This is a genomic window from Reichenbachiella versicolor (genome assembly GCF_003171675.1).
GTDB lineage: Bacteria > Bacteroidota > Bacteroidia > Cytophagales > Cyclobacteriaceae > Reichenbachiella > Reichenbachiella versicolor.
The window spans coordinates 40,417-54,257 of record NZ_QFZQ01000009.1 but is presented as its reverse complement, the minus strand read 5'-3'; the positions used below and the strand labels follow the sequence as shown (position 1 = coordinate 54,257).

Sequence of the window (13,841 nt, the reverse complement as noted above, 5' to 3'; positions counted from 1 at the left end):
TAAATAGCACTTAACTACTGAAGAATAGCCCTTAACAGTCGACGAACCCAATTCTACATCCACAAATACCTATGTAATCTCGAATACCTGAGCCTCGTCTACTATTTCCAAATTGTTCGACTGAGGCTAATAGTTTTATTCGAAAAAAATGAAACGACTTATTGTATTCCTCTTCCTCCATCTGTCAGCCCTGTATTCTATTGCTCAATATAGTACTCCTCCTTCGGTTAAAATTTATGATGACAAAATAAAAGTAGATGGTGTACTTGATGAGTCAATATGGTCTAAAATCGAACCTATTAAGGATTTTTATAATTATTACCCCATCAATGACGGCATGGCTGTCAATGACTCTGAGGTCAAAATATTCCACGATGGTACGCGCCTGAATATAGCAGTGGTCTATCACGACACGACCTCGCAGACGAATGTAAGTAGTCTAAAAAGAGATGATTACTTTACTGGATTCCACCTTAGTGATTGTTTTGGGATAATCATTGATCCGTTTAACAATCAGAATAGAGGCTACTTCTTTGCTCTCAATGCTGGCAACAATCAACTAGACGGTACTATTGGAAACTATGAAGACCTTAACACCAACTGGGATGCAATTTGGTATGGACAATCATCAGTCATCGGAACTGATAAAATCTATGAATTATCGATTCCTCTACGGTATTTAAACTTTAACCCTGAAGTGGATGAGTGGAGTTTTCAATTTTACAATAGAGATACTAAAAACAGACTGTATACTACTTGGACTAAGTTCCCAAGAGGTTTTTTACAATTTGACACTCGTTTTTTGTCCAAGATCAAAATAGAAGATCTGAAACAAACACCCTCAGCTAGAAGCACAGTCATCGCCTCTACTACAGGAGCCTATGAAAAAGATGTAATTACTGGGTCGGAAGATTTTTCAATCATCCCAAGCCTTGATGTTCAATACAATGTCAATCAAGGGCTGCGCTTAGATGCGACTATCAATCCTGACTTTTCTCAGGTAGATGTAGACCAGCAGGTAACTAATCTCTCTCGGTTCAATATCATCTTCCCTGAAAGAAGAAACTTCTTCATTGAAAATGGTGATCTCTTCGCTAATCTGGGAACTTCGTCTGACATCATTCCTTTTTACTCGAGGTTTATCGGTGCACAAGGAGACATTCTCTTTGGCCTAAAGCTATCGGGTAATGCCAGTCCTTCTACAAGAGTGGGCATCATGAACGTTCAGTCCAAAAGGCTAGACTCGGTCAATGCTCCACAGAACTACAGTGTTTTGGTTGGACGACAACAACTTTCCAAACTATTCGCAGCTACTGCATACTTAGTTAATCGACAGGAATCGAGTTCCTCTGACATCAATCATGATTACAACCGAGTACTAGGTACTAATCTCCAATTCTTATCAGAAAACAAAAAATGGACAGGACTGGTCAATCTCGGAAGGAGTTTTTCGAATGAGTACAATGACCAAAGCAACATGTACAGTATTGAATCCTTTTACAATACGCGAGAAGTGACTTTTTCCAACAAGATCAATCACGTCGAGAATAATTATGTGACTGATATTGGTTTTGTTCCTAGGCTATATAATTATGACGTAGCTACAGATCAGACCATCAGACATGCTTATACCCATATTTCCAACAATTTGGATCTTGTCCATTTTTCCAATTCTTCCAAAATAGACTCTTATAGATTTCTTCGGGCAAAATCTGACCTCTACCTAAATGAAAGTGGAGAATTCAGTGAGTGGAATTTAAGGCTGAATAACACACTCTGGTTCAAGAACGTTTCGGCTATTTCCTTAGATGTTTTTTCAGACATGACAGAACTTAGATATGCATTTGACCCGTTAGGTAATGGCAATTCCGTTTCTCCAGGTTTGTATAAATACAATTCCGTAAGACTGTCATTTGACTCAGACTTTACTCAGCGTCACTTCTATACTGCCAGCGTCCAGCAAGGATCGTTTTATAATGGGAATAGAAGCAGATACGTCTCAAGTGTAGGCTATAGATTTCTCCCTCTGGCATCATTTGAAGTTGAATATGAACACAATAGATTAGACATGAACGAACTGGGAAGTAAGTCATTTCACTTGATAAAATTCATCAGTGAAATCTTCATCACTAATGATATCAATTGGACTACTTATATCCAATACAACAACCAATTCGACTTGTTCAATATCAATTCACGTCTACAATGGCAGTACCGCCCTCTATCCTATTTCTATCTAGTATTGTCAGACAACTATGGAGATGACTTCAGTCATCACAACTGGAACATTTCTGCGAAATTGAATTACAGACTGAGTTGGTAGTAGAGATATATTTCTAAAAAACATTTTGTAGCTGTCTGTGAAGTTTATAATTTGGCACCTCACGTTTTATCATTATCTAAATTCTAGCCATGCACGAATACGAATACGAGCCTGAACAGGAATCTGAATATTCTCAACTTCCTCAATTCTCATCCGACAAAGGAACAGCACGGGAACAAGAGCCCTATGTTGATAGATCGTATCAATACACTGAAGAAGAGGTACAAAAGGATCTCGAGGATATCCGAAAGCAAATGAAAAGAGATGCTCTCCGCGAGCAACAAAAACCTGAACCTAAACCAGCTCCTAAGCCAAGTGAAGGAGATTATTTTCAAAGGGATGAAAAAACTAGGAAGCTTCAAATACTAAAAGACTTGGAAAGAGTCGGTGCCACTCGACATTATCGTAATCTCCAGCGAGACACCGTTAATAAGTATCGAAAGCGGATACCCGGTATCAAGCAGGCCTTTAATGACTTTGACAGAAAAATGAGTGCTGCTGGATTCAAGGTAGGGACTCGCCCGTTTGTGGAAGCGTTGGAAGCTGAGTTTATTGGTTTGAAGTGGGGTGTAAAGATTCTTGGTGAGGAGTTTGGCGAATACTCTGGCTCTGAGGCGAATCTAAATCAGGCCAACCGAGAGCAAAAAGTAACTGCAAAGAACACGCAGGTCAAAGGTAGTGTAGGTGGTGGAGATGCTGAAAACCTTAAGAGTGATGTCCTCAATATTCAAACGGCTTTGCTCAATCTTGGTCTTCTAACTCCTTCAGACTTTGAGGACGAAAGCACCATAGTTAGTAATACACCTACTCCAGCTGTCGAACAGGAAAAGATCGCAAAAACAATAACGGCTATCGAAACACTACAGCGTGAAGTACTTGGGTGGAGGGAGTCTAGTGTCGATGGCAATATTTCTGGACCTGGCAGCAAGACGCTTCAGTCCATGCATGCCGAGATGATGGACCGAGATTATATTCAAAGGTGCCGAGATACCTATGCTAGCTTGGAGCATCGACGCAAGGCCGCTGAAAAGGTAGAGGAAAAGAAGAATCAAGAAGAAAAAGAAGAGGAGAATGCTGAAGTCCCAGTCTTTCTTGCGGAAAAACCCAAAATCCCTGTATTACCAAAGGATAAATATGAATTTGGTGTCCAGTTTCAAAATGACTTACTGGAGAAATGGGAATTGAGTGAAGGAGCTGAGAAACATGCTACTGGTAATAAGCTGGATAGAATGTACCATGAGTTCTTGATACAATCGGTAGATGAGTTTCGTGCCAAACTGAGTAGAGACTTCTTTATTTTTTTAAAGGATGGAAAATATCAGTTTGATGCTCAGAAGGCTACTGACGCCTTCAGAAAAGCTGATAAGAATACGCCTGCCAGTGCTTCCCTTCTTCGAGAGATACGAAAAAGAGCACTAGAAATTCTCGAAGATCCTGAGTTTGATGTTTTTGCCTTTGAGTCGCAGCGAGCTATTGCTGAGGCGCTTCGTCGCAAGGAGGAAGAAAAACAAAAAGCACAGACAAAGGATGTATCACAACTTTACAACCCTGAAATACTCAATTCCAAGCTAAACCTACTGATGCTTGGAGATCACAACCAAATCCCGGCTGGTGGTGAAATTGGTCTTAAGTTGTACATCAAAGGTCAGTATGTGATCTTTTTCGTCAAAGTCTCTGTCGGAGCAGGAATGACGATGGGCGTTCCTGACAACAGATCTTTTACTACTCAAGTGTCCTACAAGACAGGTATCGAAACTGGGGTGGATACTGGAGTATCCAAGGCATCGATAAGTGGCGAGTATCAGGATAGTCTTAACATCTCTACATTTGGTGATCTCAATGGTAAGTTTGAGTCGGTGGATCACTTTTCTGCCCACTTTCACAACGCACTGCTTCGGCTTTGCCTAAACAATGATATTGACCCTAGAAAGCTGGGGCTTAATACGGATAGTATCTATTGGAAAGAAAATGAAGACGAGCTAAAAAAACGATACATTCAACAGTCCGTGAACAAAAAATCTGGAAAGATTGTAGGATCTATGATGGATGATAAAGCGGGAGCTGAGATTGGGCTATCAGGCTTAGAGATCAATAGTCAGGAGAAAGAGGTGTCTGAAATAGGGCAAGCTCCTAAGGATACTGACAATAATCCGGATCACTTGTCGATCACTACTCTTTCTGGAAATGTAGTTTTCGATGGTACTAAGGTTGATCTCGCATATAATTCCGTAGGACAAGGCACACCATATTCTTTTGATATCATTGGTTCTTTTAGCAGCAGTCTCTTTGCGGGGACGAGTGCTGATCCACTGCTACAACAGTTTAATGGCTTGATACCTTCTATAAAAGAGAAAATGGGCCATATCAAAGCACTAAAAGGGCTCTTAGGTAATTTCGAATCCGAATTTGGTCGAGAGGTATTGACTAAAATATTCGCTACAGAGAAAAAGTCTAAGGTAAGCAAAAAGCTCACCGCAACTAGTGAGATCGAGCTGCACATCAAATTTGGCTACAATACTTCAGGATGGAGCCTTTATTATGTACGGGTAAACGCTAAAGAAACGATTAGTCCTTCTGTAGATGGCAAAGTAGCTGGGGTCAGCATAACGGGTTCACTCAAACAGGGGTTGTTTGAGGTACTAGGCACTAACAATATTACTTACATCAGTTCGCTATACAACCAAATGATGTACGAGTCTCTACCTAAGCAAGAGCGAATGAGAATCGACAAGCGTCTCAAGGAAACTGAAGTGGAGAGAAAAAATGCACCAGCTTCAGAGAAAAAGAAACTCAGAGATCAAACCTGGAATGGTCAGCCTGCATATGATGTCCCTGAAGACTGGAAGACTTATAAAAAAGCTCATGCTACCGCTATTCAAAGTATTATTGAAAACTTCTCTGATGGGGTTAGAATGGCGCTGAAATCTGAAGATGCTTGGGAACACGCTAAGGTTATGGGAATGAAGCTAAAAGACTATTTTGGGGAGTATGATAGTTTTAATAAACCCCTACTCCTAAAAAATATATTAAGGGGTAATTTCTTCTCAGAATCCCAATTCGAACAGCATATATTATTTAATAAATTCAAAGAAGATGTGGCAGACAGGATGGAATAGAAAAACACTCTGGTTCTCATTAATACTATTAGTTTTCTCAGGGTGTTACAAAACAAAAGCTCCTATGCAAAACAACAATATCGGTATCGAAAAAGAGAAAAAGGCCATTGAACTATTGAAGCAAAAAGTAGGCAAAAATGCTACTGAAGATAATTTCGGTATTTATAAAAATGATAGTGGCTACGTAGAGTCTCTATATATTAATGATGTTCAACTTGATAGGTTTCCCGAAGAGCTGTATGAATTCTCTCAAATAGAACTTTTAGGTTTACGAAATGTAAACCTTTCGGAAATACCACGAGATATTGATCGATTCAAAAAACTTGAGATATTAAGTGTAATTGGAAATAATATTAAAGACATACCAAGTAGCATTTTAAAGTCAGAAAAACTTAACGAATTGTTTTTAAGCAAAAATCAGTTCAGAAAACTACCTTCTTTTACTACACAACTAAAAAACTTAAAAACACTCTATTTAGACTACAACCATTTCACAGAATTCCCTAGAGAAGTACTAGAACTTGAACAGTTAGATATGCTCATATTACATGGCAATCCAATTTCTGAACTTCCTGAAGATATCGATCGACTCAAAAACCTCGGTAGTCTAGGATTTGACTATACAAATGTCACTAGTATCCCTGAAAGTATTGGCAATATGGATAGTATATACACCTTGTCCATTGAAGGAACTAAGATTAAAGATTTTCCAAAGTCAATTCTTAACATGAAAGGGTTACGCTCTATTGACCTAAGAGGTACTGGGATGACTGAAAATGACATCCCTTCTATTATTTGGAAGCTACCAAATCTAGAACATTTAACACTCTCTGATAACCCTATGAAAACCATACCTAAGGAAATAGGCAACTGTAAAAAATTACTCTCATTGTATGCGGATTACTGCTATCTAGAATACTTACCTGAAGAACTGGGGTATTGTACAAAGCTCAATTACATGAATTTTGCTTGGAACAACCTCAAAACTATCCCTGCTTCACTATGTAACCTTGACAAGATTATAGGTTTAAAAATCTATCGAAATGACCTTGAATATCTTCCTAGTTGTATAGATGATACTTATGTCGATGCTTATAGCAATCCTCTTCCCGGCGTACCGAGAAGGGATTAATTTCCTTACCTACATTAATCAGCTCTCACTATACAACCAAATGATGTATGAGTCTCTACCTAAGCAAGAGCGAATGAGAATCGACAAGAGTCTCAAGGAAACTGAAGAGGAGAGAAAAAATGCACCAGCTTCAGAGAAAAAGAAACTCAGAGATCAAACTTGGAATGGTCAACCTACATATGATATCCCTGAAGACTGGAAGACTTATAAAAAAGCTCATGCTACCGCTATTCAAAGTATTATTTAATAGTGCTTCCCTTCTTTTTGCAGCTTTAGCTTTACAAGCTGCCCCTTCTAGAACAAGTAACTACTTACGTAACCTGAGTCTCTCGAATAGAAGGCTCCGATATTAAATAATAATTACAGAATGAGTCTGCTCCTTATATGAAACAGACGTTATACCTATATGTTGTATAAGTATCGTACCTTATGTGACGCAAGTGTCGTACCTTATGTGGCACAGGTGTCATGCCTTATGTGACGCAGATATCATGCCTTACGTGGCACAGGTATCATGCCTTACGTGGCACAGATGTAGAACCTTATGTGGCGCAGGTGTCGTGCCTTATGTAATACAGGTATTGTACATTATGGTGTGCAGGTGTCGTACACTATGGTGTGTTGGTGTCGTACACTATGGTGTGTTGGTGTCGTGCACTATGGTGTGTTGGTGTCGTGCACTATGGTGTGTTGGTGTCGTGCACTATGGTGTGTTGGTGTCATGCACTATGGTGTGTTGGTGTCGTGCACTATGGTGTGTTGGTGTCGTGCACTATGGTGTGTTGGTGTCGTGCACTATGGTGTGTTGGTGTCGTGCACTATGGTGTGTTGGTGTCGTGCCTATTGGTACCTTAAACGGTACCAATAGATTATCGCATTGATGATCACTGTATCACCATTCATTGAAGCTGCATTGCCCAAAAAGGAAGCCAAAAGTCTAGAAAATTATAAACTCTCCCGATACACTGCGCTATCGGGGTCCGACAGTATAATTTTCATTCTTTCGTGTTAAGCATCAAATAAGTTGGTATTCAAGTATATAAAAAACAAAGGTCGATACATTGCTGCACCGACCTCATCATTCATTAAATTCTAAACATATTTCTATTCTTTGACGAAGCGTAGGGTAACTACGCCTTCTCTGCTTCTGAGCTGTAGTAGGTAAGTTCCTGACTTCAGATCACTGACATCTAGCTTCTGCTCACTTGATACTGCTTGCCATTGACCTTGTTTGGAGACTTGTCCTGTGACATCTACGATGGTCCATGTACTCACTGGTATCAATCCTGCCACTCCTTGGATGGTCAACTCTCCGGATGTTGGCACTGGGTATAAGGATATATTGTCCTGCTCTAGTTTACTAACATTAGCTACTACACTGCTTTTCGAAAGTGCTATGTCTATATTCACTTGCTCTGCTTGAAATATTTCTGGCAAGATCTTCACATTGCCATCTGTATATCTAGAGGTATTGGTTAATTCCACCCAAGCGATCAACGCAAATCGATCAGGATCTGCATCTACAGGTATATCCCACTCTTCTTCTGCGGATAGTGATTCTCCCAAGCTAGCATCCCAATCTGCCCATTTGCTGTCTGCTGGGTATCGGGGTAATAGTTTCACCAACACATTGTGGTGTATTGTCCCATCGCTAGCGGTGACTTCTTTTTCGACTACTGCCACATTGAGTACCATTAGAAGGTCAAGCGATGCTGTATCTAGTGACAGGTATGGAACACTATTTCTTACCGCTGATGCTGTTACTTTGAGGTTTTCTCCTGCTACATAGCTGGACTTATCATAGCTCAATGAAACATCAAAGGCGGGCTCTTGGACAGCCTGTTGGCTATAGGTCAATTCTCCCCAATCATTGAAGTTCTTTTCATCCGCTCCTGTTCCATTGATCATGGTAGTACCCACGTTGTATGATGCTCGAAGAGAATGGTGACTACTCGAATTTCTTGCGAAGTGATACCCATAGTGTAACTCGTCTGGCTGCGGATTAAATGAATGGTACTGGATGTATATCAAATCTTCACTACCAACACTGCTCGCTCGACGGGTATTGACAAATTCGTCTATGATCGCCTTTTGATTATCACCGGTCGCATTGAGATTGGTGACATGTTCTACCAGATTGTGACGGGTCTTGTTGTGTATGGTAAAACTGTCGAATGCTACTCCAGTGGTCGTCCTCGCGGTGGATAGGTTGAGTGATGCATAGGCGACTCTAAACTGTACGAATAGACCTGTGGTAATTGGTCTTCCTTTACTATCAGCCAATGATATCGCCGCGGCTTTGACCTTGGACAGGTCGTAGGATACTTTAACCCAGTCGTCTAGTACGCCTTCTGACTGCCCTGTCCATCCTATGATACTGCCCCCAGGGCCTGCTGAGATACTGGTACTGTTGTATCTGTGTAGCCCCGCTTCGGCTGATCCTACTAACTCCCAGTCTCCATTTTCATCTGGGTGCTGACCTACTACTCTGTACTGAAGTGCTATGCCTTCCAGTGATGGCGTATCATAGAACAGATCCATCGATACTAATGGTGCTGACCAATGACTCAAATCTATCAGCGGACTTTCTACCCAACTATACTCACCATTTCCTGTCGCTTGCCATACATACTCATGACCATCTAGGTCTTCTGTCATCTTCCAAGTACTATTTACAGCTGCCTCAGTCGATGAATTTTCGTTGGAAGAGGTAGGTACCCAATCATTCGTGTCTCCCGTGTCAAACCTAGCGGTGTATTGATCACCTGTGGGTGTTCCGTATCCTGGTACTGTCACTTCTTGTTGGATGATATCTTCACAGCCCAGTTGGGTAGTGACTTTGAGCTGAAGTGTTTGTATACCTGTATTAGACACTGACAATTCATCTTTTGCGGATGCAGCTAACGGGCTTAGCCTTTGCAGCTTATCGGTGGTACCGACTACCTCATAGTCCCATTGTACAATTCTATCTGCACCTACTGCCGCGCCTGTTGAATGCTCTTCCATCCAAACTTTTTGATCATTGGTCACTTGGTAGTCAAATGAAGCTTCGGGATTTTCTCCGACGGTCACTATCACTTGCGATTCGGTACTCAAACAGCCAGTGGAGGCATCTTTGAGTTTGATGGCATAATTGGCCGTAGAGGATTGATCGTTTCTGATCTTAGCTTCGTATTTCCAGCCAGTCCCTAGTATATTGTCCCCATCTACCCAAGCCAAACTATAGTAAGTAGCCGAATCTGCTTTAGCTGGAGTCATATCCAACGCTGGAATAAAACCTGCGCTTCCATCTCCTACACAAAATTCAGTAAATGAGACAGGCGGCTGTGCAGGACCTGAATATACCGTGATAGGATACACTCTTTCTTTCATGCAGTTAGATTCATTTCTATGCTCTACTCTGAGTTCATACCCATTGGTATTAGGAACCAGAAAGTTACCTGCTTTCAATGGTGTCACTATTTCACCAGCTTTAGCAGCTCTAAAGTACAGCTGTTCTTCCTCCAAAGGCGTCTCTATATTAGTGTCTAAATCTTTGACAAAAAAGAGCTGCGTACCGTTCTCTGGAACATACAGTTCTACGGGATCTTCTTGTTCACATTGTACGCTTGCTATTTGGCTAGCAGATCCAAGTACAAATACTCTTGGCTCTTCTGATTCTCCTACTCTTAGCTTTTGGGTTATTTGAGAAACAGATGCAGTCGTCCCAGTTCCTAATGAATATTCTATTACGATATCCACATTATTGTAACTACCCGCCTCGCTTGGTTTTATTAAATAAACACTAGTCGCTATCCCAGTTTCAGCATTCGTTACTGTCCCTATCGTAATTAAATTTGGTAGTGGACTTCCATCAGGAGCGAAGCCGCTCAGCGATTTTAGTTCCAAATCAGCTATCGTAATACTTGGCACCCAAGTTACAGGTATTGCATCTTCTTCATCTTTGCAGATGGTACCTTCTGAAATTGCTGCACTGGATAGCTGTGTGGCTTTTGTAGGGTCATATAGGTTAACCCCAAATCGTGCATAATTTATATCTACTTTATTTGTGCACTGTTGATAAAAACGTGCGTAAAAGAGGCTCTGTCCAGTAGCAGCATTATCAGCAAATAACTGAGCTTTTGCAGGACTCCAATAGGTATTGCCAGCATCTTCTCTAATAGGAGGATTCGAGGTCCCATAAACATCATAGAACGTACCTTTAATAGCCTTATTCGATGGATCTAGTGCCTCTATCCTGAACTCCGAATCAGTGCTAGCTTTAACAATTTTTTCATCGTAAGCTATGATATCTACTTTTGTCGCGTCTTCGGGATCATAGACCGCATATTTGATATCCTTATAATTATGAATCTCTACCATATCAAAGGTCAGCGTATTACTTCTTACGGGACAGGTACCTTTGGACTGTGCATAGACTTTATTTCCTTCTGATATAGTCGTTGTAGTCCAAGATGTACCAGTATGGTTTAGTACATTCTCTTTGTAAAAATCATAGTCGGCAGCAACTGCAGTAGAAGGGGTAGAAGTAGAAATCGTAATGTTTTCATTTGCGCAGAACTCAGTAGGAGAAACGCCAGTCTCGGCTCCTACGGCTGAGATTGTAAAAGCATCATCATCTGCGTACAAAGTAAACTCCCCTACGACTTCATCTTGTAGTCCTCTAAAAGATTCTGTCACATTACTAATGTACAACTCATAGTCTCCTGCATCATCGGCAGATTTAATCCCTGAGTATTTAATTTTCACGCCTTTAACTTCTAGAAGGTCTATTTTTTCGAATGAAATGGCTGAGTTGGTCTTAAACTCTACCAATAAGGTTTTTGTTCCTGATAGTTTAGTCTCTGTACCTTTTAAGTCTGACATTCCAGATGTTGACACACTACCTGCTGCTTCAAAATTGAACTTATCGGTTTCTACTCCTCCTTTCTCTCTTATCTTGATAGTGACCCTTTCTCTGGTACTAGCACCGTCTTTGTGAAAATTCCCTCGATGACCTTCTTGGATTGTGAATCCCATAGCGGCGCTTTCTTTTCCATTACATAGAGACTGTGAGCTAGTCACTCCTGTCACACTTGGTTGGGAAGCTGTAGTTGTAAATGAATAAGAGAGGCTTGCTGCCTCATTAGATAGCGTTTCGTTGGACTGTATGTTAGTCAAGGAAATAGTATAGACGTCATTAAATTTCAGAGGGTCGTTGAGAGTAATCACAATTCCCTTCGTAGAGTACGCTGCGCTGTAGTTCGGTGAAGCATCTACCACTCCTGATAGCTTGATTTCATCTCTAGTACCATTATCTTTTACTCCTGGATCATCAAAAACCAATTCGAGTACTCCTAAATAAGGCGATATATCAGTAGCTCCATCACTAGAAATACCTGTTACACTTGATATTTTTGGTGCGACTTTATTTGCTGTTTTGAAGTAGAGTACTGTAGTCACTGCTTTATTTTCGGCATCTTCATTTGAAGTAACATCTGTTAATTCAACTTTATACTTTTGACCATAGATCAGCCCCCCAAGTTCTATTGAAACATCCGTCGCTTTATCTCCACCAGCTAAAGTTTTATTAGAAAAATCAACTTTAGTCACATTAACAACTGGAGCTGATGCATCATCAGAATTATCATCCTTGACAGGAGTTATTTTTACTGTCGCAGCATCTACTCCAGCACTGTGCGTATCATCGTATTTATAGGTAGCTATAAGGCTAGTGATGTATGGAGATATTGAGCTCGTAAAACTTGGTGGCAGCGTAAGGTTAGTACCTATGTTTGTTTCGACTTTCTCTAGACTGGGCTTAATGGCTGCTTCTGTTGTAAAACTGAAACTAGCTGGAGTAGTTTTATAGGCAACAACATTAAGATCTTCTTTTGATTTGACATTCTTAAGGCTTACTGTATATGTAGTGCTATATTCCAAATGAGTTTTTATACTCAACTCTACATTGTTGCCATCATAACTCACATCATAGTCTGTTCCTTGAGTCAAGGTTCCACCTGTAAAAGATACTGTAATATCAGTAGCACTTTCTATTCCTCCACTATCGTCTCCTACGTCAAAGGCTGCTATGATTTTTTTTAGATATGGGTCTACATCAATGCCTTTGGTAGATAATCCTGTGTTCAGCACGGGTAGAGGGACGGCTTTAGTAGTAAACTCATAAGTCTTATCATCAGCTTTGTTATTAGCAGCTTCATCAGAAATAGCATCCTTTATTTCTAGATTATACTTAGTACCATACTGAAGTCTCGGTGTCGAACCACTTACATCTATCGTTACTACTTGACCACTGACACTGACCAAGACATTGGTCAAAGCTGCACCCATACCTGTTGGAGTTACAGGTTTGATTGTCACTGCAGGAGCATCTGTACCTCCTTTTATCCCATTACTATTAGTTGGTTTGCTATAGGTAGCTACTATATCGGTTATATATGGAGTGACAGACGTAGGTGATAATGATATGTCATCTGCTTTATTCGTTTCTATGCTGGTGATATATGGCTTGGTTGCAGACTCGGTAGTAAATTCAAAGGTTACATCATCTGCAAAATTTTCGGCATCTTCATTAGACTGCACAGCTGTGATCTTTACTTCATATTTTGTATCATACTCAAGTGTTTTCCCACTCAAATCAATGACTACGTTCTCACCACCAGTAATGGACACTTCTGTATCTGTAAATGTTAACGCTGATGAAGGCATACCGTCAGGAGTAATAGTTACTCCAAAGCCAGTTCCTTTTTTTATTCCAGTACTCGGAGCAGTAAAGTCATACTTCGCAATGACTTCATTTATATAAGGAGAAACCGCAGACAGAGAGGTAGAGCTAGGATTTGTACTCGCTGAATTAAAATCAGGCTTGACAGCCTCCATAGTCTTAAAATCATGAGTAACAGTTGCTTTATTTGACGCATCACTGATATCTGTCAGATCAACTATTTTGATCTGATAATCGGTATCGTATTCGAAATGTTCGTTTAAAGTCAGTCGTATGCTTTTTTTACTACTGTGAAACTTTTTTATCGACAGTTCTACCTCCTCTACAGGAGTGCCTAATTTGATCAATGTCAATGACGCAGAAGGGTTTTTCACCGTCATATTAAAGTCAATGACAATGGTCTCTACTTCTGTTCCTATCTTCAAATCGGTGAGAGGACTCATACCAACAAGGCTGATATCCGGTTGGGCAAGTACACTTAGGCTTACTAAAAATAGATAAACCTGAATTAGATTAATTGTTATCTTTTGCATGAGATTAATTAAG

At 40.4% G+C, this 13,841-nt stretch carries 5 protein-coding genes; 4 read left to right on the top strand and 1 reads right to left on the bottom strand.

From position 1 onward, the window contains the following. Nucleotides 1-148 precede the first annotated feature (148 nt). The 4 genes from DKG80_RS17255 to DKG80_RS17240 all read left to right on the top strand — a co-directional run bounded on the left by DKG80_RS17255 (nt 149) and on the right by DKG80_RS17240 (nt 6,818). Nucleotides 149-2,323, top strand: a complete 2,175-nt coding sequence (locus DKG80_RS17255; RefSeq protein WP_109832629.1) for a carbohydrate binding family 9 domain-containing protein — start codon at nt 149-151, stop codon at nt 2,321-2,323. 89 nt (nt 2,324-2,412) lie between these two features. Next, nucleotides 2,413-5,439 (top strand): hypothetical protein, encoded by a 3,027-nt coding sequence (locus DKG80_RS17250; protein ID WP_109832628.1) that lies wholly within the window; start codon nt 2,413-2,415, stop codon nt 5,437-5,439. Continuing rightward, nucleotides 5,417-6,571, top strand: coding sequence for a leucine-rich repeat domain-containing protein (locus tag DKG80_RS17245; protein ID WP_109832627.1), 1,155 nt, complete (start codon nt 5,417-5,419; stop codon nt 6,569-6,571). The genes DKG80_RS17250 and DKG80_RS17245 overlap by 23 nt, the downstream gene beginning before the upstream one ends. A 73-nt stretch (nt 6,572-6,644) precedes the next feature. Next, complete coding sequence (locus DKG80_RS17240; RefSeq protein ID WP_162555951.1) at nt 6,645-6,818, top strand: hypothetical protein; 174 nt, start codon at nt 6,645-6,647, stop codon at nt 6,816-6,818. Between the two features lie 857 nt (nt 6,819-7,675). Here the strand turns inward: DKG80_RS17240 and DKG80_RS17235 are convergent. Next, on the bottom strand, nt 7,676-13,828 hold the full coding sequence (locus DKG80_RS17235; protein ID WP_109832625.1) for an Ig-like domain-containing protein: 6,153 nt from the start codon (nt 13,826-13,828) through the stop codon (nt 7,676-7,678). Nucleotides 13,829-13,841: the final 13 nt, after the last annotated feature.